This window comes from Streptomyces sp. NPDC002573 (assembly GCF_042889625.1).
In the GTDB taxonomy this organism is placed as follows: Bacteria; Actinomycetota; Actinomycetes; order Streptomycetales; family Streptomycetaceae; genus Streptomyces; species Streptomyces gibsoniae.
In genome coordinates, this window is sequence record NZ_JBIARC010000035.1 from 76,621 (window position 1) to 97,977 (window position 21,357).

A 21,357-nucleotide genomic window follows, 5' to 3' on the forward strand; every position below is an offset into this window, starting at 1 on the left:
GTGCGGCACCGCGGCCCATGGCGGACATGCACACGTCCCCCTTCCGTAACCTGCGTGGATCTACGCTGGGGTGGAACGACCTTCCCCGACCTACCGGTCTCCCCCCGGCTCCGGGCCCGTCCGAGCCGGGGGGAGACCGTGACGGGAAAGGCCCCGATGCGGAGGGAGCGCAGATGCCCACTGGCAACCCCCAGGGCAAGAAGGTGCCGCCGGACGAGCAGCGGCTGGGTCCCGTGCTGCGCAGGCGGGAACAGGTCACGAAGAGCACCACGGACCAGCGGCTGCTGGACGCGGGCGGCCCTTCGGACTGGGTCCACACCGACCCGTGGCGTGTGCTGCGCATCCAGTCGGAGTTCATCGAAGGTTTCGGCACCCTGGCCGAACTCCCTCCCGCCATCAGTGTGTTCGGCTCCGCGCGGACGCCGGTGGACTCGCCCGAGTACGAGGCGGGCGTGCGGCTCGGACGCGGCCTGGTGGAGGCCGGCTGGGCGGTGATCACGGGCGGCGGCCCGGGCGCGATGGAGGCGGCGAACAAGGGCGCGTGCGAGGCGAAGGGGATCTCGGTCGGCCTCGGCATCGAGCTGCCGTTCGAGCAGGGGCTGAACCCGTACGTCGACATCGGCCTGAACTTCCGCTACTTCTTCGTCCGGAAGATGATGTTCGTGAAGTACGCGCAGGGCTTCGTGGTCCTGCCCGGCGGCCTCGGCACCCTGGACGAGCTCTTCGAGGCCCTCACCCTGGTCCAGACCCAGAAGGTGACCCGCTTCCCGATCGTCCTCTACGGCACGTCGTACTGGGGCGGCCTGGTGGACTGGCTGAAGCACACCCTGGTCGCGCAGGGCAAGGCCACCGAGAAGGACCTCCTGCTGTTCCATCTGACGGACGACGTGGAGGAGGCCGTCGCGCTGGTCTCCAAGGAGGCGGCCCGCTAGGGGGCGTCTGACCCTAGGGACCCGTTCTCCGCGGTGCGGCGCCCGGTGACCGGGCGCCGCACCGTCCCGTCGGTCCTAGGCCAGTCCGCGTCGTGCCACCGCGGGCGGGCGGTGTCCGGCGATCGACGCCACCATGTCCAGCACCTGCCGGGTCTCCGCCACCTCGTGCACCCGGTACACCTGCGCACCCAGCCACGCCGACACCGCCGTGGTCGCCAGGGTGCCGAGGACCCGTTCCTTCACCGGCCGGTCCAGGGTCTCGCCCACGAAGTCCTTGTTGGACAGCGACACCAGCACCGGCCAGCCCGTGGCGACCATCTCGTCCAGCCGGCGCGTCGCCTCCAGGCTGTGCCGGGTGTTCTTGCCGAAGTCGTGCCCCGGATCGATCAGTACCGACTCACGGGGCACCCCCAGCGCCACCGCCCGCTCGGCGAGCTCCAGCGTCACCTTCAGGATGTCCGCCATGACGTCCTCGTACGTCACCCGGTGCGGACGGGTCCGCGGCTGCGCACCGCCCGCGTGCGTGCACACCAGTCCCACCCGGTGGCGGGCGGCGACCTCCGCGAGCCGGGGATCCACCCCGCCCCAGGCGTCGTTCAGCAGATCGGCGCCCGCCTCGCACACCGCCTCGCCGACCTCGTGCCGCCAGGTGTCCACGCTGATCACCACATCGGGGAAGCGGCGCCGCACCTCGGCGACGAAGCCGACCGTGCGCCGGGCCTCCTCCTCGGCCGTGACCTCCGCCCCCGGCCCGGCCTTGACCCCGCCGATGTCGATGATCGCGGCGCCTTCCGCCACCGCCTCTTCCACGCGCGCGAGGGCAGGTTCGTCGCGGAACGTGGCCCCCTGGTCGTAGAAGGAGTCCGGGGTCCGGTTCACGATCGCCATGATCACCGGCTCGTGTGCGCCGAATTCCCGCCTGCCCAGCCTGAGCATCCGCTGTGACCTCTCCCGGTACGTCCTGTTCCTTGGCCGCCTGCGACCCTAATTGTCAGCGTCGCATGGCACGATCGGACCCGGAGACATTCGACAGCTGCACTTCCGTTCCGGCGCACTCGGCGCCGGCACCGAGCGTGGGGACCTCAGTGATGCTCATGTTCTTGTTCCTGGTCGTCGCGCTCGCCGTGGTGGTCGCCGCGGTGACACTCGCCGTGGTGGGCGGCGGCGAGAGCACCCCTCTGCCCGAGGCGGCACCCGACCGGTTCGACGACCCGCTGCCGCCGGACCGCCCGGTGAGCCGCACGGACGTGGACGCCCTGCGCTTCCCGCTCGCCGTCCGCGGGTACCGCATGGCGGAGGTGGACGACGCCCTCGGCCGGCTCGGCGCCGAGATCGCCGAGCGGGACGCCCGCATCGCCGACCTGGAGTCCGCGCTCGCCGGGGCCCGCGCGGCCGGCCACGGCCACGACCGGCCGGCCGAGGGGGACCAGCAGTGAGCCGCGCGGCCGTGGCGGGGCCGGACGGCGTGCTGCGCTGCCCCTGGGCCCTGTCCACCGCGGACTACGTGGCCTACCACGACGCGGAGTGGGGCCGCCCGGTCCACGGCGACGACGCGCTGTACGAGCGGCTGAGCCTCGAAGCCTTCCAGTCGGGCCTGTCGTGGATCACGATCCTGCGGCGCCGGGAGGGCTTCCGGGCCGCCTTCGCCGACTTCAGGATCGCCAAGGTGGCCGCCTTCACCGAGACCGACCAGGAGCGGCTGCTCGCCGACACCGGCATCATCCGCAATCGCGCCAAGATCGAGGCGACGCTCGCCAACGCGCGCCTGCTCGCCGAGTGGGCCCCCGGCGAGCTGGACGAGCTGATCTGGTCGTACGCCCCCGGCTCCCGCCGGGCCCCCAGGACCCTCGACGACGTCCCGGCGGTCACCGCCGAGTCGACGGCCCTGTCCAAGGCGCTGCGCAAGCGCGGCATCCGCTTCGTCGGCCCGACGACGGCGTACGCACTGATGCAGGCGTGCGGGCTGGTCGACGACCACCTGGCGGACTGCGCGGCCCGGGGCGACTGACCGGGGCGTCGTGCGGGGCGCCTGCCGACGGGGGAGAGCGCGGGCGCCCGTAGGCCTCGGGCGCCCGCACGTGTCCTCGGCCGGGGGCCGGACGGCCTCAGCGGCCCAGGTAGACGGGCTTCTTCTTGTTCACGAACGCATCCACCGCGATCCTGTGGTCCTGCGAGGCTCCCGCGCGCGCCTGGAGTTCGTCCTCCTTCTCCAGGGCCTCGTCCAGGGAGTGGGAGAGTCCGTAGGCGAGGGACTCCTTCAGCGCGGCGTACGCCAGCGTCGGCCCCTCGGCCAGCTCACGCGCGGTCTTCTCCGCCTCGGCGCGCAGCTCGGACTGCGGGACCAGCCGGTTCGCGATGCCCCACTCGAAGGCCTGCTGGGCGCTGATGCTGCGCGGGAAGAGCAGCAGGTCGGAGGCGCGCGAGGCGCCGACGGCCCGCTGCAGGGTCCAGGACGTCCCGGAGTCCGCGGTGAGCGCGACGCCCGCGAAGGAGGTGTTGAAGGCCGCCGTGTCCGCGACGATGCGGTAGTCCGCAGCGAGCGCGAAGCCGAAGCCCGCCCCGGCCGCGACCCCGTTCACGGCCGCGACCACCGGCTTCGCCGCTCCCGTGAGCGCGCGCACGATGGGGTTGTAGTGCTCGTGCACGGTGCTCATCACCCCGGCGTCCGAGCCCGCGTCCTGCTTCTGGAGCAGACCGATGTGCTCCTTGAGGTCCTGGCCCACGCAGAACGCCCGCTCCCCGGCCGCGGTGAGCAGGATCGCCCGTACGGCCCCGTCGGCCGCCGCCTCTTGCGCCGCGTCCCGCAGGGCGACCTTGGCTTCGATGTTCATCGCGTTCATCGCCTCGGGACGGTTCAGCGTGATCGTCGCGAGGCCGTCGCTCACCTCGTAGAGCACGGTGTCGGCCATGGTGGTCCTCCGGTGTCACGGTCCGTCGTACCGGTCGGTACGTCCTGCGTCCGAGGGACAGCATGGCGGAGATCACCGGCCGCGGCCCGGACCCGACGTGTGACCTGCGTCAAATAATGTCCACCTGCCTCCGGGCGGCGGATCTCCGTGCGGTGGTGCAGTATCACAGCCGCATCGCCGAATTGAGTGGTTTTGGTCGGGCGTGTTGCCCAAGCGATGCCGACTGATGTTGGTCATCGGGTCCTGAGATGCGGGATAATGGCTTGGAAGCAATGTGTTCGATGCCGGTGTCGCGTGTCCCCCGAGGGGTCGCGTGCCCTTCAAGGGCTGTCGGCTGACGATGAGCTGGTTTCAGGAAGGGGAACGAGCATGGCGGCCATGAAGCCGCGGACGGGCGACGGCCCGCTCGAGGTGACCAAGGAGGGGCGGGGCATCGTCATGCGCGTTCCGCTCGAAGGCGGCGGTCGGCTCGTCGTCGAGCTGACCCCTGACGAGGCCGACGCGCTCGGCGACGCCCTCAAGAAGGTCGTCGGCTGACGCGAAGCGACCCCGAACTCTCGGCTTCCCCGGCATCGTACGCGGTGCCGGGGTCTGCTTTTAGGCCCGGCTCGCCCTCGGCGCGTCCTTCGGTCCGGCCGGCCCGCTCAGCGCTTGACCGCGCACAGCAGTCCGTCACCCACCGGGAGCAGTGAAGGCACCAGCTCCGGGGTCTCGCGGACCGTGCGCAGCAGTTCGCGCAGCCGTACGACCTCGGTGGGCTGCGGCCCCGAGTCGACCGTGCGGCCGTGGGCGAAGGCGCCCTCGAAGACGACGACACCGCCGGGCCGCAGCAGGCGCAACGATTCAGCGAGGTAGTCGAGGACCTCCAGCCGGTCGCCGTCGCAGAAGACGAGGTCGTAGCCGGCGTCCGCGAGCCGGGGCAGCACGTCCAGGGCGCGGCCCGGGATGAACCGGGCGCGGTTGCTGGCGAAGCCGCAGGCGCGGAACGCCTGGCGGGCGAACTGCTGGTGCTCCGGCTCCGGGTCCACCGTGGTCAGCACGCCATCCGGCCGCATGCCGTGCAGCAGATGGATCCCGGAGACACCGCACCCGGTACCGATCTCCGCCACCGCCTTCGCGTCCACGGTGGCGGCGAGCAACCGCAACGCGGCGCCCGTGCCGGGCGACACCGAGCGTAGCCCTGCGTCGCGGGCCCGGTCACGGGCCCAGCGCAGCGCTTCGTCCTCGGCGACATAGGCGTCGGCGAACGCCCAGCTCGTCTGCCGGTTGCCGGTAATGGCCCTCTCCTGTCCCCGTGATTGCCTGGGCGTGACTGTATCCGTTGGCCCCGGGAACCCGCAGATGGGACCAGACGTTTGGGAGGGTGGGAAAGGCAGCGGGGGAGGGACGGGGGACGACCGGTGGACCTGGACGTCGAGCAAGTGCTGACGCAGCCGCATCAGCTCACATCAAATTCTCGTAAAACCGCTTATCCGGAGCTAACGGGCGAGGTGGCTATGGTAGGGGCTCCACTGGACACCACCAGAGCCGACAGGGGAGGTGCGGCTGCGCCTGTGGATCGGAGAGGAGTGCTTCGGCGCCTTCTCAGGTCATCGGGTGAGCCGAAATCCGTGACCGACATCGCTGACACGCACCACGCTGCAGACACCGCGCAGACCGCGACCTTCGCCACCGACGCGGACTCGCAGGCGTGGACTCCGCCCACCTGGGAGGAGATCGTCAGCATGCACAGCGGCCGGGTCTACCGGCTGGCCTACCGCCTGACCGGAAACCAGCACGACGCCGAGGACCTGACCCAGGAAGTCTTCGTCCGGGTCTTCCGCTCCCTGTCGACCTACACGCCCGGCACGTTCGAGGGCTGGCTGCACCGCATCACGACGAACCTCTTCCTGGACATGGTCCGCCGCAAGCAGCGCATCCGCTTCGACGCGCTCGGCGAGGACGCGGCCGAGCGGCTGGCCAGCCGGGAGCCCACCCCGCAGCAGGTCTTCAACGACGCGCACTTCGACGCGGACGTCCAGCAGGCGCTGGACACCCTCGCGCCCGAGTTCCGCGCCGCCGTCGTCCTGTGCGACATCGAGGGACTGTCCTACGAGGAGATCGCCGCGACCCTGGGCGTCAAGCTCGGCACGGTCCGGTCCCGTATCCACCGCGGTCGCTCGCAGCTGCGCAAGGCCCTGGCGCACCGTTCGCCCGAGGCCCGCGCCGAGCGGCGCACCTTCATGGCCCCGGTGCCCGCGCTGGGGGGAGGGGGCGCGACCGCGTGAGTGGATCCCGTCGCCCCACACCGGCAGAGCAGCACCTTGGAGACCGCCTCTCCGCCCTCGTGGACGGAGAACTAGGTCATGACACGCGCGAGCGCGTACTGGCCCATCTGGCCACGTGCGCGAAGTGCAAGGCAGAGGCCGACGCCCAGCGCCGGCTGAAGAACGTCTTCGCGGAGGCCGCCCCGCCGCCGCCCTCCGAGAGCTTCCTGGCCCGTCTGCAGGGCCTGTCCGCAGGAGGTGACGTCGACGGCGGTGGCACGCCGCTCGGCGGGGGTGATTTCGGCAGAAGAGCATCGTCGGCCGCCGGACTGCCCCCGGCGACCGGCGTCTTCGGAGTGAGGGGTGAGCCCTTCGGCTATGTGCCGGCAGGACCCCATGCGGCGCTGGCCCCTTCCGATGACCGGACGTTCCCCGGGGACCGGGGCTTCCGGATCCATCACGTCGGACGCCCGGACACCGAGCGCGCGTCCTCGCGCGGCCGGCGGTTCGCCTTCGCCGCCGCAGGTGCCGTGTCGCTGGCTGCGATCGCGCTCGGCGGGGTGTCGATGGGCGTCCCGGCCGACACGACCCCGGAGGCACGCGGTTCCGGCACCGGAAGCAACGTGACCCCCATGCGTTCACCCGGCAGCGGTGGCGGTGGCGGCACGACGCCCGACACGGGCCGACGCCGGGCCGTCGCGCCGCTGATCGGACAGCGCGCGCTGAACCAGGGCCCCGTCGCCTCGATGAGCGCCTCGGCTCCGCTGCTGCCCGGGGCTTCGTCTCCGGACGCACAGGACGCCTCGGAGATCGGTGCCCTGACGGCTCCCGTGGTGGCCGGAGCCGCCGCGATGTCGCCGCTGATACGCCCGCTCATCGAGACCGCGCCGCTCACGCTGAGCTCCTGGTCGGCGGCCCCCGGGATCATGACTCCCGGGCTGCTCAGGGCCCCGGTGCCGGCCACGTCCGCCGGGCCTTCGCCCTCGGCATCCTCGCCGCTCGCCCACTGACCCGAGCGACTGCGCGTCGGCCCGCGGACCTGGTTGAATCCGTGGTGGACCGCGCCCGCGGAAGTGTTCCGGGCGCGGCATCGACGTTTCAACGGCGACCGCCGGCGCCGTCGTGGCGGGGGCCGGGTGTGGGGAGAGCATGAGCGAGGGGAAGCCGGGCCCGGCGGGCGACGCCGACAAGTGGACGCCTGAGGTACGGGACGGCGCGGGGGCCCAGGGGCTCCCGGACACGCCGGAAAACGGGCCGTCGGACGGGGACTTCGAGCTGGAGCGCCCGGCGACGCCGGGCTCCCGGGGAGCCGGAGCCGACGGGGACTTCGAGCTGGAGCGTCCCCGGGCGGTGTCCGCCGGGGCGGCCGAGCATGAAGGTTCCTCCGAAGGCGAGGGCTCGGTGTCCCGGGCGGACGGCGACGCGCACGGCGTCCCTGACGGCCGCTCACGGACCTTCCCCGACTCCGACCCCTACGACACCCCGCCCTACGGCATACCGGGCCCCTGGGCCCCCGCCCCGCCGGTCCAGCGCCCGGCAGCGGCACCTCCCAGCCTCACCAAGGGAACGCCCCCGCCCCAGACCGCCCCACCGGCGCCGGGCGCCCCGCTCCCGGCCACGCCCGGAAGCGACCCCTCCGCACCCCCCGCCTCCGCGTCGCACGCTTCCGCACCCCCCGCGCCCCCCGCCTCAGGCCCGTCCGGATACACCCCCTGGCAGAACTACGACCCCTGGGCGCCCCAGCCCTTCCGGCAGGACGGGGCCGTCGTCACCGCCCCCCGGCCACGGCGCAGGCGACCGCGCAGAGGCCTCGTCCTCGGGGCCGTAGCCATCGCGCTGGTCTCCGGAGGAGTCGGCGGTGTCGTCGGCGTCGCCCTTGAGCGCGACGGCGACCTGGTGGGCGACGTCCGGTTGCCGCAGGCCGGGAAGGAACCCGTCGGGCGCGCCCCGGACAGCGTCGCCGGGATCGCCGCCCGCGCGCTGCCCAGCGTCGTCACCCTGCACGTCAAGGGCGACGGCAGCGAGGACACCGGCACCGGGTTCGTCCTCGACGCGCGCGGACACGTCCTCACCAACAACCACGTCGTCCAGCCCGCGGGAGCGAACGGCGAGATATCGGTGACCTTCAACGGGGGCGAGACCGCCAAGGGCACCGTCGTCGGCCGTGACACCGGCTACGACCTCGCCGTCGTCCAGGTCACCGGCGTCCGGGGCCTGACGCCCCTGCCCCTCGGCAACTCCGACAACGTCGAGGTCGGCGATCCGGTCGTGGCCATCGGCGCGCCCTTCGACCTGGCCGGCACGGTCACCTCCGGGATCATCAGCGCGAAGGAACGGCCCATCACGGCCGGGGGCGAGAAGGGCGACGGGAGCGATGTGTCCTACGTCGACGCCCTGCAGACCGACGCCCCCATCAACCCCGGCAACTCCGGCGGCCCCCTCCTCGACACCCGGGGCCGGGTCGTCGGCATCAACTCCGCGATCCGTTCGGCCGACGACAGCACCGACCAGAGCGGCCAGGCGGGATCCATCGGGCTCGGCTTCGCGATCCCCGTGAACCAGGCCCGCCGCGTCGCCGAGGAACTGATCAACACCGGCCGGGCCACCCACCCCGTGATCGGTGTGACGCTCGACATGAACTTCGCCGGAGACGGCGCCCGTGTCGCGACCAAGGGCGCCGACGGCGGCTCCGCGGTCACCAAGGGAGGCCCCGGCGACCGGGCCGGCGTCAGGCCCGGCGATGTGATCACCCAGGTCGACGGGGCGCGCGTCCACTCCGGGGAGGAAATGATCGTCAGGACCCGCGCGCACCGCCCCGGCGACCGTCTGGCGCTGACCGTGGTCCGCGACGGCAGACAGCGCAGCATCACGCTCGTCCTCGGTTCCGCGGGCGGCAGCTGACGTCGCCGTGCCGGAACAGGGACGAAAACGGCTGCACAAGGCAAACATCCCGGAAAACCCGACGTGTACACGCGGTCGAGAACGCCGGGGCGGTACCGATCCGGCGCGATCGCCGGGTACCGTGGATTCGGCCCGGACCACGGAAGACCCGCCCCACCACCTAGGGCCGCGGACCGAGGACCTCGCGAGGAGCTTCAGGTGTTCAATGACATAGGACCACTCGAGCTGCTGACGCTCGTCGTCCTCGCCGTGCTCGTGTTCGGTCCGGACAAGCTCCCGAAGATGATCCAGGACGTCACGCGCACGATCCGGAAGATCCGGGAGTTCTCGGAGAGCGCCAAGCAGGACATCCGCAACGAGCTGGGCCCCGAGTTCAAGGACTTCGAGTTCGAGGACCTCAACCCCAAGACGTTCATCCGCAAGCAGCTGGACAACGACCATCTGGGGCTCAAGGAGATCCGCAACGGCTTCGACCTGAAGCAGGAGATGGCCGAGGTCACGGACGCGGTGCAGGGCCGTGAGTCCGAGTCGTCGTCCGGCACGTCCTCCGCGGCCGCCGGCGGTGCCGTCGACATGACGAAGAAGCCCGAGAAGCCGGGCCCCGACGAGCGCCCGCCGTTCGACGCGGACGCAACCTGAGCCCTTCACGACATCCGCGGGCGGTCGGCAGACCGCCCGCGCAGACGTGCTCGGACATGGCCGGAACGTGACGTAGGCCATACGCCCTTCGGCGCGCGTGCGGCCGTATTGCGACGTCCAAGAGGCCGTATGCGCCGGGCGTTTCGCTGTGCTTCCGACCGCGGTGGCTATGCTGCCCAGTTGTTGTGCGGACCGTTTTTGGGAGCAAGGACGCCCGTGGGGGGCGGGCCGCTCGGGTCCGACGAGAGCGAGGAGGCGTCCGGGCAGATGGAGACGACGAGTCGGGTGGGCGTGCAGGCGCCCGCCGCGGAGGGCGGAGCGCGGCTCCCCTACGCCCGGGGCACGGTCGACGGCTACCAGCAGGCGTCGTTCCCGTGGTACGGCCTCGACGAGGCCTTCACGGGCCCGCGCTGGCTGATGCAGGTGGCCACGGCCGCCGACGGGTCCGTGGAGCACGGGTCGGTCGGACACGGCGACGAGCCCTCGGTACGGCACGAGGCCACCGACGACAAGGAGCGGTTCGCGGTCGTGGTGACCGTCGCCGCCAACCCCGTACGGCGCAGCGCGGACGGCACCGGGCTGCTGGAGGCCACCTCGGTCTCGTCGGCGGCCTGGCTGGCCGGTGTGGGCCTGCTGTCGTTCACCTGGCCCGGCCAGCTGGACCACACCCTGCGGGACGACTGGCTGGAGCAGCAGACCGAGACGGCGTGGGTGCTCGCCGACGACCTGACCGGGCCCGTCTGGTCCACCCTGTCCCTGCCCGTGGACGGCGTGCCGACGCCGTTCCACTACCGGGAGTCCGAGTTCGGCTGGGTCCTCGCCGGGACCACGGAGGCCGGGGTGCACGTCGGGGCGTACGGCCGGGGCATGAGCGCCTACGGACTGGGCTTCGCGATGATCAAGGACATCCACGCCTACGTCGTCTGACGGGACGTACGAGGGAGGGGCGCCGTCGTGGTGACGGCGCCCCCTCCCTCGTAGCCGGGAGCCGATTGCCGCACCAGCCGGAGAGCGGCAGATCAGCGGTACGGAGACAGCCGGACCGTCCAGCGTCCGCCACGGCAGTTTGGGGTCTGCGGGCGGGTACCGGGTCAGGTGGGCTGTCAAGGACGCAGCCACCGAATCCGGCAGAGGGACGTGTCTCACCTTGCCACCCTTAGGCAGGGCAAAGACCGGACGCCACCGTAGGAGCTTCACCTGTCGCACGACGTGCAGAGTTCCGTTTTCGAAGTCGACATCGTCCACGCCGAGGCCGAAGGCTTCACCCTGGCGAAGCCCACAACCGGCCGCAAGGTCTACAAGCACCCGGTAGCAGTCATCCAGCGCAGTTCGCACAGCGCGCACCTGTTCATACGACCAGGGGACCACCTTTTTCGGGTCCAGACGCGGTGCCTTCACCGAACGTGCGCGGCAGGGGTTCTCATGGATGATTCGATCTTCCACCGCAGCGGTGAAGACGGTCGAGACATGCGCGAAGATGACCCTGCGATATGCGGCAGCAAGGCGGTTCTCCTCCAAGGTCCGCAACCAGGACCGTATGTGTGACGGAGCGAATGACGCCATTGGCCGCTGCCCGATGTGCGGGAAGGCGTGCAGCCGCAACCGGGATTCGACGGACTCACGCGTCAGCGGATCAGCGTCCTGGCTCCTCATCCACTCCTCAGCGAACTGCTGAAAGGTGATCTGTCCGGCACGGGGTGAGATGTAGGTCCCGCGAGCCATGTCGGCCTCTAGGTTGGCTAGCCACTGCTCAGCCTCGCGTTTCCGGCGATCCGGAAAGCTCTTGGACCTTTCTGTGCCGTCCGGCGCGATGTACCGGGCGCGGTATCGCATACCGGTGCCATACCGCTCGGTCTTGGTCCTGACAGGCTTGCCGTCCGGCCCGGTCGCGGTCTTGTACCAGCGGTCTTGGATGTGGCCGGCCATCAGGCAGCCTCCCCAATTCGCGAGTCCACCCAGGCCCGCACGTCGCTGGGGTCGAATCGCAGGTGTCGGCCAACCCGGAATCCGCGGGGCCCGGTGTGCTTCCGGCGCCACTGGTAGACCGTCGCCACGCTGGGAAGCTCGAACATCTCGACCAGGTCCTCAGGGGTCAGGAACCGGTTCGGCAGCCCTGAGGCCATGGTCAGCAGTTCCTTTCGTTGGCGAGCTGGGCGGGTAGTTCTTCGCGGGCGATCTCGGTGGAGAAGCCGCACTTCGGGGCGGTGCAGGCGGCGGTGTGGCGGGTCTGGCCGCGGCCGTTGTTGTAGGTGCCGACCTTGACGGGCCCGATCTGGATCACGTCGTAGAAGCGGTTCGGGCGCACAGGCGGAACCTCCTTGGGTGTCAGGCGAGTTGGGCGGCGATGGCTCCGGCGAGGTCGTCAGGGACGCCGAGGCGGGCGCGCAGGGTGTCGGTGCCGGTGCCGGTGCCGGTGCGGGTGCGGTGGTCGGCGGCGACCTTGCGGGCGTGCTCGACCAGCGCCGGCGGCACTACCGGGGCCGTCGTGGGTGCCGGGGCGGTCTGAGGCAGGGCCGGAGCGGGCAGCGGCTCAGGCTCGTCGGCCGGGGCCGGGGCCGGTACCGGGTCGGGCACGCGAGTGTCCGTCGGCGCCGGGGACTCGGATGCCGGGGCGGGTTCGGGGGTGGGCGAGTGGGCGCGCAGGGTGCCGCCGAGGAATGCGAGGGCGGGCCATCCGGCGATGCGGAGCCGCAGCAGCGCGGGCGGGTCGGCCAGGTCGAGGAAGCCGGCGGTGGCGACGTTCGCGCCGAGTGAGGCGACCAGGGCGACGAGGAACCAGCTCCAGGCCAGCCGGGAACGGTGAACGCGCAGGCGTCGCCATGCGGCCACCATCAGCAGGTCGACGGAGATCGGGTAGGCCCAGGCTTTCCAGCCGGTCTGTCCGGCTGCGGCGGCAAGGTCGTGCAGGTGGGCGAAGGACAGGGCCCCGGCAATCACGGCCTGAACCAGGACGGCGTCCGGGCGGATCGAGCGGACCATGGTCTTCACCTCCTTCAGGAAGTTGGGCCAGGGCGGGCGGTCTGCGGTTCGGCCGCCCGGTCCCGGCAGAGGGGGCTATTCGGCGGGGGCTTCGCCGGAGCCGAGGCAGTTCAGGCACAGGCCCGACTGTTCGCCGACGGCACGGCGCTTGCGGCCGACCCGGACGGTGCGGGAGACCTCTCCCGTGCCGTCCCAGACCGGGCACTTTGCGGGCGCAGGCTTCGGCGGGGCCGACGTGCAGCGGGTGGTGGGCCTCTTGGCGGTGGCCATGGTCACCGCTCCCCGCCGGGGTACTCCGGGCCCTCGGTCGGGTTGTAGCCGGGCGGGAAGAGGCCGGGCGGGGGCTCCGGCAGCGACACGGCCAGGGACGGGCCGATGGTGTCGACGAAGTCGAGGTCGGCGCCGGTCGTGTCGGCGTAGAGGGCGAGTTGGCCGAGCATGACCACGGTGCGCGCGAAGTCCTCGCAGTCGGGGCACATGGCGGGTGATCTCCTTGCTTGAGGCATGGCTCGGGTAGGGACCTGGCGCGAGGCGGTCACGCCGACCGTGGAGCGGGAGTGATCAGGAAGTGGCCGGGATGGACTCCACGGCCGGGGCGTCCTGCGGCGTCGGGATGCCGAGGACGGGCCGGAACGGGGCCAGGAACGGCAACTGAGGCGTCAGGTGGGCGAACTCGCGGCAGACGGCCGCAGCCTCTTCCGGGGTGGTTTCGGGGGTGCGGATGCGAGACCAGCCGCCGGAGGTATCGCCGGCCACCGCGACGCCGGGGCGGTCCGGCTGGATCGTGGCCACGGCCGAGACCGCGTCCGGGGCGATGTCACCCAAGCCCATGTCGGCGGTCTGCTTGTCATTGACCCGGTGCACGACACGGCCGGTGAGTTGAGCACGCAGGGCGGTCGCACCCTTGCCGAGGCGCTGCCCGCAGACCTCCAGGTAGATCCCGACCGCGCGGGCCATCTGGCCCAGCCGGACCAGTTGCATGACCGTGTGGTCGCGAGCCGCCTCCTCCTTCTTCGAGGTCACCCAGAACAGCTCTGCCACCTCGTCGATCAGGACGACGAGCGGCACCGGGCGGACCTTGTCCGGCAGAGCCCACAGGTCGGAGACGCCATGGAGGGCGAGCAGGTCGAACCGGGCTTCCATCTCGCCGACCAGCGCGTCAATCAGGTGGCCGGCGGTCTGCGGGTCGGTGGCCAGCGCCGACAGCCGGGGCGCGTAGGCACTCTGTTCCACCCCGCGCTTGCAGTCGATCCCGACCAGGGCGAGGGGCAGTTGGGCCAGGCCCTTGACCAGGTTGCGCTGATACACCGACTTGCCGGACAGAGTGGCGCCCAAAGTCAGAGCCATCGGGACCTTGCGGTAGTCCCGCTCGTACACCGTGCCGTCCTCGCGCAGTGCGACCGGGACGACCAGGTCACGAGGGCGGGCCGAGCGGGGCAGCCGGACCCGGCGGAGCACGTCGTACCCGGTCATCCGCAGTTCGACGTACCCCGGCTTGATCTCCGCCACGGTCACCGACTGCACCCCGAACGCGTGCCGAAGCCGCTCAGAGGAGGCGGCCACGTCCGCCGGTTCCAGGCCCGCCGGAAGCCGCAGCGTGATCCGCAGCCCGGTCATGGTCGGCCGCACCCGGCGAACCTTCGGCGGTACCGGTCGCACCTCCCGACGAGCCACGGTCCCCGTCGGGGGTGGTGGGGAACGCTGCCGTGGCCAGGTGGCGACCGATGGAGTCGATCACAGCGGCCTGGTGGAAGTCGGTGTGGGTGTCCACGCCGCCGACCACCGCGATCTGGTCTGCCATGCTGGGTCCTGCTGTCCTTCCGTGCGATGCGCGAGGGATCGCACGGGCCAGTCGGGCGGCTGAACAAGACTGTGATGGGACCTTTGGCCGGGCTCCTATGAAGTCACAGGCGCTCGACCGGCCGCGTGCATAGCGGCACCGCCCGGCCGGCCGACGATTCCTGGAAAGGACAGCCTGAAGCGTCAATCGTTCGGTGGGTCAGGCCGCCGAGCGGTGCCACGGTCAATCCTCACAGTCGTTCGTACAGTGGCGCGCTCCACCTGGACGCCAGGGACCACGCCCGCTCCACGGTGTGTGGGTCGACGGCAGACGGGATGGGAGCGGGGGAAGGTGGTGGGTTGAGGGAGTGGTCAAGGCGAGTGGTGAGTGGCCGCGAACCTCAGCGGGTCCGCCCTGGCTGCTGCGAGGCCTGCAGCAGCCCCAATCCGACCAGCAGCAGCACGAATCCTGCGCCACGAAAAAGGTCTTGTACGCGCGGGCTGGGAATTACCCAGACCACCAGCTGCAAAGCAAGGTTCGTCGACAACAGAAGCGCCCCGTACCCCCACAACCGGGGCCGGAACGTCCTCTTGCCTATCCACCGAGGTAGCCATCCCGTTCTGATGGCGGCAACTCCACCCACAGCCACGAGCACCGACACAACAGCGCCGACCCCGAACAAACACCACCAAACCATCCGCCCCACCCCTGCGCGCTACACACGGTCGTACTGAAGCAGGAATCATGACACTGCCGCTCTCCCCGGCGTCAGGGCCGCAGCCCCACGCTTCCGGGTACCCCTATCTCTCCCCTGCCCGGAGGATCACAGGACAACCGTGCCCGCTGCGTGCCCGGTCCGGCGGGATCTCCCGGGGACTCACGGGGAGCCGCAGTGCCAGTTGCGCTCCCGCCCAGGTCAGGGGTCTCCCAGGTCAGCCACCATCCGCGTACCGGATCTTCCAAACTAGCTACGCCGAATCGGAGGCTGGCCCGGGCAGCAGGCCCTGGGGAGGGCTTCGGGCGGTCCAGCCCGGTCACGCAACCGAGGCCAGGACGGGGACGACGGGAACCGACGGGGCCGACTGCTCGGCCCAGACGATCTTCCCGGTGGGGGTGAAGCGGGTTCCCCACCGCTCGGCGAACCGGGCGACAAGGTAGATCCCCCGACCGCCTTCGTCCGTGTCCGCTGCGTAGCGCAGGTGCGGGGAGGTGCTGCTGCCGTCGCTGACCTCCACCACCAGATTGGTTTCGTGCAGAAGGCGCAGGTGGATGGGGGGAGCCCCGTAGCGGATGGCGTTGGTGACCAGCTCGCTGAGGATCAGCTCGGTGGTGAATGCGGTCTCCTCCAGGTTCCACTCGGCCAGCTTCGCGAGCACCTCGGCGCGCAGGGCGGGCACCACGGCGGGAATGGCCGGGATGTCCCATTCGGCGATACGGTCACGGGGAAACGCGCGGGTTCGGGCGACCAGGAGAGCGGCGTCATCGACTGAACGGCCGGGTAGCACCGCCTCCAGGATCATCTCGCACGTCTCTTCCGGGTCGATTCCCGCGCCGGAGAGCGTGTCGCACAGCAGCTTCAGGCCGGTCCCGATGTCGCGGTGCCGGTTGTGGATGAGCCCGTCGGTGTAGAAAACGAGCTGCGTGTCCTCCGCCAGCCTCCGCTCGGCGGCCTGGAAGCGCAGGCCGCCCAGACCGAGCGGGGGCCCTGCGGGCAGGTCGACAATCTCCACGCGGCCGTCCGGATGGACGATGGCAGGCGGATAGTGACCGGCCCTTGCCATCGTGCAGCTACGGGAGACCGGGTCGTAGATCGCATACAGGCACGTAGCCGCGACGATCCCGTCCTCATTGGCGCCCGATTCCGCATCCATCTGGATGACCACGTCGTCAAGGCGGGCCAGCAACTCGTCGGGCGGCAGGTCAAGGGTGGAGAAATTGAGGACCGCGGTGCGCAGCCGCCCCATGGTGACCGCGGAGTGCAGGCCGTGGCCGACCACGTCCCCGACCACCAGTGCGGTGCGGAATCCCGGGAGAGGAATCACGTCGAACCAGTCCCCGCCGACCTCGGCCTCGGCGGGCACGTACCGGAACGCCGCCCGGACGGCGCTGATGTCCGGCCGAACACGGGGCAGCAGGCTGCGTTGCAGCGTGGTGGCGATGGCGTTCCGGCGGGTGTAGCGGCGGGCCAGTTGAGAGACCGAAAGGCCGGCGGCGAGGAGCAGCCCTGCGGTAACGCTCTCGTCCGCCCTGTTGAAGCGGATGATGCTTCCGTACGGAGTGGTGAAGAAGAAGGCGAACCACACGGCGGCGGAAAGGGCCGTGAGGACCGCGACCCAGCGGTAGCTGAGGGCGGCCACCGTCGCGACGACCAACATCAAGATCAGGGCCACGTTGGTGTGGGACAGGGTGCCTCGGGCCGGCAGCAGGAGCACACACACGACGAGCGGGACGGCCACTGCCGCAAGGAGCGCGGTCAGTCCCCTGACGAGATCGCGAGGCATGCACACCTCCCTTCTCTCCGGTGTATCAGGGCTCACGTGGGGCGGCCAGTCGATACAGGTCTGGCCGGAACCTCGGGTCGAGGCCCTCGATGGCGTCCGCGACCCGACGGAGAAGCGTGAGCATGTGACTTTGATCAGCTCCTGTCGCCAGAGACAAGAGCCCGCTTGTCAAGATCGCGTGCGGCGGCTGACACCAGCGGCTGACACCAACAAGCGCGAACAGCAGCGGTCGACGCCGAACCTCCCCGGACGATCGACCGAGGCGCAAGGGCCGTTGGTCGACGTCGGCGGTCCCCGTGATCGACCTGATAAGGATGGGGTCAGACTTCCAAACTGGCGCTCCGCAACGCTGACAAACGTCGACGGCTCCGCCGCTGGTCAGAAGCTTGACCAAGGACGGAGCCGCAGATCGCAGACGTGCGATTTCAGAACTTGTTCTTCGGGGTGATCCCCAGCGACAGGCCCGACAGGCCGCGCTGCCGGCCACCGAGCTTGCCCGCGATCGAGCGCAGGGCCGAACCCGCCGGGGACTCCGGGTCTGTGAGGACGACCGGATTGCCGTCGTCGCCGCCCTCGCGCAGGCGGACATCGATCGGGATGGAGCCGAGCACCGGAACCGTGGCGCCCGTGGTGCGGGTGAGACCGTCGGCGACGAGCTGGCCGCCGCCCGTGCCGAAGACGTCCACCATCTCGCCGCAGTGCGGGCACGGCAGCCCGGACATGTTCTCGACCACGCCCACGATCTTCTGGTGGGTCTGCACGGCGATGGAGCCCGCCCGCTCCGCCACCTCGGCGGCCGCCTGCTGCGGGGTGGTGACCACCAGGATCTCCGCGTTCGGGACCAGCTGCGCCACCGAGATCGCGATGTCGCCGGTGCCCGGCGGGAGGTCCAGCAGCAGCACGTCGAGGTCGCCCCAGAACACGTCCGCGAGGAACTGCTGGAGCGCGCGGTGCAGCATCGGGCCACGCCAGACCACCGGCGCGTTGCCCGGGGTGAACATGCCGATCGAGATGACCTTCACGCCGTTCGCCTGGGGCGGCATGATCATGTTCTCGACCTGGGTCGGACGGCCGTCCACGCCCAGCATGCGCGGCACGCTGTGGCCGTAGATGTCGGCGTCCACGACACCGACCTTCAGTCCGTCGGCCGCCATCGCCGCCGCCAGGTTGACCGTCACGGAGGACTTGCCGACGCCGCCCTTGCCGGAGGCCACCGCGTACACCCGGGTGAGCGAGCCCGGCTTGGCGAAGGGGACCTCGCGCTCGGCCTGGCCGCCGCGCAGCGCGGTCGCCAGCTCACGGCGCTGCTCGTCGCTCATCACGTCGAGCGTGACGTCGACCCGGGTGACACCGTCCACTCGGGAGACCGCGTCGGTGACGCGCTGGGTGATCGTGTCGCGCATGGGGCAGCCGGAAACCGTGAGGTACACGGTGACCGCGACCGCTCCGTCCGCGCCGATCCCCACCGATTTGACCATCCCCAGTTCCGTGATGGGTCGCTGGATCTCGGGGTCGTTCACCGTCGCCAGTGCCTCGCGCACCGCGTCTTCCGTAGCCATAAGCACGATGGTACGGCGCCCGGGCGGGGCCCCGGAAAGCCCCGTCAGCGGTCGTCTACGTCACGTCCGCCCGCGCGTTCCGCCGGGAATACGCCATGCCCGTCGGGACGCCGGTACTCCTCCAGGTCCCTCATCAGGTCCTGCAGTTCGGAGCGGATCCAGTCGCGGGTGGCGACCTCGCCGAGACCGGTGCGCAGCGAGGCCACCTCCCGGGTCAGATACTCCGTGTCCGCGATCGACCGCTCGTTCTGCTTGCGGTCCTGTTCGAGGTTGACCCGGTCGCGGTCGTCCTGGCGGTTCTGTGCGAGAAGGATCAGCGGAGCGGCGTAGGAGGCCTGAAGGGACAGCATCAGGGTCAGGAAGATGAACGGGTACGGGTCGAAGCGCAGGAAGTGCGGGGCGGTGATGTTCCAGACCAGCCAGATGGCGATCACGACCGTCATCCAGACGATGAACCGCCCGGTCCCGAGGAAGCGGGCGATACGCTCCGACATGCGTCCGAAGGCCTCGGGGTCCCACTCCGGCAGCATCCGGGTGCGCCGGGGCTGCGGCTGGTCGAGCCGGATGCGGGCGCGGGCGGCCGTCGCGCCGGCGGGCGTCTTCTCGCGGTCAGGAACCATGCGTGGCCCCCTCGTCGCTCAGATCGAACTCCGCCTCGCGCCAGTCCTCGGGCAGCATGTGGTCCAGTACGTCGTCCACGGTCACCACGCCGAGCAGCGCGCCGGACTCGTCGACCACGGGCGCCGCGACCATGTCGTAGGTGGCGAAGAACCCGGCCACGACCGGCAGCGCGGCATCCGGCGACAGGGACTGCGGATCGTCGTCGACGAGGGCGCTGACGAGGGTGTACGGCGGGTCGCGCAGCAGCCGCTGGAAGTGCACGGTGCCCAGGTACTTGCCGGTCGGCGTCTCGTCCGGCGGGCGGCAGACGTACACCTGGGCGGCCAGGGCGGGCGACAGATCCGGATTGCGCACCCGGGCGAGCGCGTCGGCCACGGTCGCGTCGGGCCGCAACACGATCGGCTCGGTGGTCATCAGACCGCCCGCGGTCTTCTCCTCGTACGCCATCAGACGGCGCATGTCGGCCGCGTCGTCGGGCTGCATCAGGCTCAGCAGCCGCTCCTTCTCGTCCTCCGGCAGCTCGGCGAGCAGATCGGCGGCGTCGTCCGGGTCCATCGCCTCCAGGACGTCCGCGGCGCGCTCCTTCTGGAGCTTGCCGAGGATCTCGATCTGATCGTCCTCGGGCAGTTGTTCGAGGACATCGGCGAGACGGTCGTCGTCGAGGGCCGCGGCGACCTCGGCCCGGCGCTTGGCGGACAGATGGTGCAGCACATTGGCGAGGTCGGCGGGCCGCAGCTGTTCGAAGGTGGCCAGCAGGCTCTCGGCGCCCTGCCCGTGCTCCTCCAGGGAGAACCCGGTGACGGCGGACCACTCGACCGTCAGTGTCTCGCCTCTGCTGCGCCGGAACGCCCCGCCCTTCCCCTTGCGCACGAAGACCCGGTCGACCTCCCACTCACGGCGGGCCGGCAGCTGCTGCACGGAGAGGTCGAGCACGGTGACCTCGTCGTCGGTCTCCACCAGCTTGACGCGCCGGTCGAGCAGATCCCCGAAGACCAGCCGTTCGGTGGGCCGCTGTTCGAAGCGGCGCACGTTCAGCACGCCGGTGGTGATGACCTGGCCGGACTCGATGCCGGTCACCCGGGTCATGGGCAGGAAGATACGGCGGCGGGTGGTCAGTTCGACGACCAGCCCGAGCAGCCGCGGGGGGCGTCGGCCCACGCGCAGCATGCAGACGAGGTCGCGCACGCGGCCCACCTGATCGCCGTTGGGGTCGAAGACGGCGACGTCGGCCAGGTGTGAGACGAAGATGCGAGAGGCGCCAGCCGCCATGCCCGCCGCCTCCTGTTCCTGCCGTTCTGTCCGTTCAGCTGGGCTTCAGGCTAGTCCGTCCCGTTGTCGTACGCCCTGGCGAGAGGTGCGGACGGACTGACTCCGGAAGGCCCCTCGGGCACCGGTACTCTGCGGTAGGCCGATGAGGACTTCCGCATGAGAGGCAGCCCCACCTGTGACCGCAATCCCCCAGCGCCGTACCCGCAGGGCCGCACTGGTGAGCGCGATGTGCGCGCTGGTCGTGACGGGAGCGGGGCTCACGGGATGCAGTGGCGGCGACCCGGACGCGGGGACCAATGGAGTGGGCAAGCTGCCGCCCGACAAGATCCAGAGCCGGACGCGTACGGCGGCCAAGTCCGCGTCGACGGTGCGGCTGTCGGGGACCGTGGTCAGCAACGGCGCCACCTTCACCCTGGACATGCAGCTGAAGGGCGACGGGGGCACCGGATCGGTCACCTCCAAGAACGGCTCGTTCCGGCTGCTGCGGGTGGGCGAGCACCTGTTCCTCAAGGCGGACGCCGCGTTCTGGAACCACGAGAGCGGCGCGGGGGGCGGCGCGGGCTCGTCGGCCGCCGCGAACAAGCTCGACGGGAAGTACGTCAAGGTGCCGTCCGGTGATCCGGCCTACCAGCGCTTCAGCGGATTCACCGACAAGGACGTACTGCTCGACGGGCTTCTGACGCTGCACGGCACGCTCGCGACAGACGGCCGCCATGAGCAGAACGGCGTCCGCACGGTCCGTATCACCGGCGACAAGGGCTCCGGCGGCACGCTGGACGTCTCCCTGGAGGGCACCCCCTATCCGCTGCTCCTGGTGCGGGCCGGCAACGCGGGGACGCTGCGTCTGTCGGACTGGGGGAAGGACTTCGCGCTCCAGGAGCCGTCGAAGCAGGAGACGGTGGACTACGGGAAGCAGTTGCCGTCCACCTAGGTCCTGTCGTCAAACTGCCGTCGTCCGCCCGGAGGGCGGGCTCTGCGGCGACGTGGGGGCCCCTCCCGCTCGAGCGAAGCCGAGAGTGGG

The 21,357-nt window shown here is 70.9% G+C and carries 22 protein-coding genes and 2 pseudogenes; 10 read left to right on the top strand and 14 right to left on the bottom strand.

Annotated elements, in window-relative coordinates; translation table 11 throughout:
- Positions 1 to 173: 173 nt before the first annotated feature.
- Complete coding sequence (locus tag ACFYX0_RS28975; protein WP_311693101.1) at positions 174 to 932, top strand: TIGR00730 family Rossman fold protein; 759 nt, start codon at positions 174 to 176, stop codon at positions 930 to 932.
- 75 nt (positions 933 to 1,007) lie between these two features.
- Here the strand turns inward: ACFYX0_RS28975 and folP are convergent, their stop codons facing one another.
- The gene (gene folP / locus ACFYX0_RS28980; protein ID WP_355921939.1) at positions 1,008 to 1,868 is read right to left on the bottom strand and encodes a dihydropteroate synthase; all 861 of its coding nucleotides are present in this window, start codon (positions 1,866 to 1,868) and stop codon (positions 1,008 to 1,010) included.
- 152 nt (positions 1,869 to 2,020) lie between these two features.
- Here folP and ACFYX0_RS28985 point away from each other — a divergent pair, with 152 nt between their 5' ends.
- Together ACFYX0_RS28985 and ACFYX0_RS28990 are read left to right on the top strand one after the other, a co-directional pair.
- Complete coding sequence (locus tag ACFYX0_RS28985; RefSeq protein ID WP_355921937.1) at positions 2,021 to 2,368, top strand: DivIVA domain-containing protein; 348 nt, start codon at positions 2,021 to 2,023, stop codon at positions 2,366 to 2,368.
- The gene (locus tag ACFYX0_RS28990; protein WP_388974374.1) at positions 2,365 to 2,940 is read left to right on the top strand and encodes a DNA-3-methyladenine glycosylase I; all 576 of its coding nucleotides are present in this window, start codon (positions 2,365 to 2,367) and stop codon (positions 2,938 to 2,940) included. Before ACFYX0_RS28985 ends, ACFYX0_RS28990 begins: the two co-directional genes overlap by 4 nt.
- A gap of 97 nt (positions 2,941 to 3,037) precedes the next feature.
- Here the strand turns inward: ACFYX0_RS28990 and ACFYX0_RS28995 are convergent, their stop codons facing one another.
- On the bottom strand, positions 3,038 to 3,841 hold the full coding sequence (locus ACFYX0_RS28995) for an enoyl-CoA hydratase/isomerase family protein (RefSeq protein ID WP_388974376.1): 804 nt from the start codon (positions 3,839 to 3,841) through the stop codon (positions 3,038 to 3,040).
- 369 nt (positions 3,842 to 4,210) lie between these two features.
- Between ACFYX0_RS28995 and ACFYX0_RS29000 the strand changes: the two genes are divergently transcribed.
- Entirely contained in the window at positions 4,211 to 4,378 is a 168-nt protein-coding gene (locus ACFYX0_RS29000) for a DUF3117 domain-containing protein (RefSeq protein WP_003966491.1), read from the top strand.
- 107 nt (positions 4,379 to 4,485) lie between these two features.
- On the opposite strand, the gene ACFYX0_RS29005 is transcribed toward ACFYX0_RS29000, so the two are convergent.
- Positions 4,486 to 5,184, bottom strand: coding sequence for an O-methyltransferase (locus ACFYX0_RS29005; protein ID WP_355921963.1), 699 nt, complete (start codon positions 5,182 to 5,184; stop codon positions 4,486 to 4,488).
- Between the two features lie 153 nt (positions 5,185 to 5,337).
- Here ACFYX0_RS29005 and sigE point away from each other — a divergent pair, with 153 nt between their 5' ends.
- The 5 genes from sigE to ACFYX0_RS29030 all read left to right on the top strand — a co-directional run bounded on the left by sigE (position 5,338) and on the right by ACFYX0_RS29030 (position 10,554).
- Positions 5,338 to 6,108 (top strand): RNA polymerase sigma factor SigE, encoded by a 771-nt coding sequence (sigE, locus tag ACFYX0_RS29010; protein ID WP_355921960.1) that lies wholly within the window; start codon positions 5,338 to 5,340, stop codon positions 6,106 to 6,108.
- Entirely contained in the window at positions 6,105 to 7,097 is a 993-nt protein-coding gene (locus ACFYX0_RS29015) for an anti-sigma factor family protein (protein ID WP_388974378.1), read from the top strand. Before sigE ends, ACFYX0_RS29015 begins: the two co-directional genes overlap by 4 nt.
- A gap of 139 nt (positions 7,098 to 7,236) precedes the next feature.
- Complete coding sequence (locus ACFYX0_RS29020) at positions 7,237 to 8,988, top strand: S1C family serine protease (protein ID WP_388974380.1); 1,752 nt, start codon at positions 7,237 to 7,239, stop codon at positions 8,986 to 8,988.
- A 198-nt stretch (positions 8,989 to 9,186) separates the two neighbouring features.
- Positions 9,187 to 9,627 (top strand): sec-independent translocase, encoded by a 441-nt coding sequence (locus ACFYX0_RS29025; RefSeq protein ID WP_388974382.1) that lies wholly within the window; start codon positions 9,187 to 9,189, stop codon positions 9,625 to 9,627.
- Positions 9,628 to 9,894: 267 nt separating this feature from the next.
- On the top strand, positions 9,895 to 10,554 hold the full coding sequence (locus ACFYX0_RS29030; RefSeq protein ID WP_355921920.1) for a hypothetical protein: 660 nt from the start codon (positions 9,895 to 9,897) through the stop codon (positions 10,552 to 10,554).
- A gap of 492 nt (positions 10,555 to 11,046) precedes the next feature.
- On the opposite strand, the pseudogene ACFYX0_RS29035 reads toward ACFYX0_RS29030, so the two are convergent.
- The 11 genes and pseudogenes from ACFYX0_RS29035 to ACFYX0_RS29085 all read right to left on the bottom strand — a co-directional run.
- Positions 11,047 to 11,553 (bottom strand): annotated as a pseudogene (locus ACFYX0_RS29035) (site-specific integrase); the annotation flags it as partial.
- Complete coding sequence (locus ACFYX0_RS29040; RefSeq protein WP_388974384.1) at positions 11,553 to 11,750, bottom strand: helix-turn-helix transcriptional regulator; 198 nt, start codon at positions 11,748 to 11,750, stop codon at positions 11,553 to 11,555. The gene ACFYX0_RS29040 and the pseudogene ACFYX0_RS29035, both read right to left, overlap by 1 nt.
- 2 nt (positions 11,751 to 11,752) lie before the next feature.
- Positions 11,753 to 11,932: a mobile element transfer protein gene (locus ACFYX0_RS29045; protein ID WP_388974386.1), complete on the bottom strand. Its 180-nt coding sequence runs from the start codon at positions 11,930 to 11,932 to the stop codon at positions 11,753 to 11,755.
- Between the two features lie 20 nt (positions 11,933 to 11,952).
- On the bottom strand, positions 11,953 to 12,606 hold the full coding sequence (locus tag ACFYX0_RS29050) for a DUF2637 domain-containing protein (RefSeq protein WP_388974388.1): 654 nt from the start codon (positions 12,604 to 12,606) through the stop codon (positions 11,953 to 11,955).
- A gap of 75 nt (positions 12,607 to 12,681) precedes the next feature.
- Positions 12,682 to 12,876: a hypothetical protein gene (locus ACFYX0_RS29055; RefSeq protein WP_388974389.1), complete on the bottom strand. Its 195-nt coding sequence runs from the start codon at positions 12,874 to 12,876 to the stop codon at positions 12,682 to 12,684.
- Positions 12,877 to 12,878: 2 nt separating this feature from the next.
- Complete coding sequence (locus ACFYX0_RS29060; protein ID WP_388974391.1) at positions 12,879 to 13,085, bottom strand: hypothetical protein; 207 nt, start codon at positions 13,083 to 13,085, stop codon at positions 12,879 to 12,881.
- An 82-nt stretch (positions 13,086 to 13,167) separates the two neighbouring features.
- Positions 13,168 to 14,289 (bottom strand): annotated as a pseudogene (locus ACFYX0_RS29065) (FtsK/SpoIIIE domain-containing protein); the annotation flags it as partial.
- Between the two features lie 1,131 nt (positions 14,290 to 15,420).
- Positions 15,421 to 16,887 carry a SpoIIE family protein phosphatase gene (locus ACFYX0_RS29070; RefSeq protein ID WP_388974393.1) on the bottom strand — a complete coding sequence of 489 codons (1,467 nt, stop codon included), beginning with the start codon at positions 16,885 to 16,887 and terminating at the stop codon, positions 15,421 to 15,423.
- A gap of 425 nt (positions 16,888 to 17,312) precedes the next feature.
- Entirely contained in the window at positions 17,313 to 18,446 is a 1,134-nt protein-coding gene (locus ACFYX0_RS29075) for an Mrp/NBP35 family ATP-binding protein (RefSeq protein ID WP_355921917.1), read from the bottom strand.
- A gap of 44 nt (positions 18,447 to 18,490) precedes the next feature.
- On the bottom strand, positions 18,491 to 19,066 hold the full coding sequence (locus tag ACFYX0_RS29080; protein WP_355921914.1) for a DUF1003 domain-containing protein: 576 nt from the start codon (positions 19,064 to 19,066) through the stop codon (positions 18,491 to 18,493).
- Positions 19,056 to 20,336, bottom strand: coding sequence for a magnesium transporter MgtE N-terminal domain-containing protein (locus ACFYX0_RS29085; protein ID WP_388974395.1), 1,281 nt, complete (start codon positions 20,334 to 20,336; stop codon positions 19,056 to 19,058). The genes ACFYX0_RS29080 and ACFYX0_RS29085 overlap by 11 nt, the downstream gene beginning before the upstream one ends.
- 175 nt (positions 20,337 to 20,511) lie before the next feature.
- On the opposite strand from ACFYX0_RS29085, the gene ACFYX0_RS29090 reads away from it, so the two are divergent.
- The gene (locus tag ACFYX0_RS29090; RefSeq protein ID WP_388974397.1) at positions 20,512 to 21,267 is read left to right on the top strand and encodes a hypothetical protein; all 756 of its coding nucleotides are present in this window, start codon (positions 20,512 to 20,514) and stop codon (positions 21,265 to 21,267) included.
- The last annotated feature ends 90 nt before the right edge of the window (positions 21,268 to 21,357 follow it).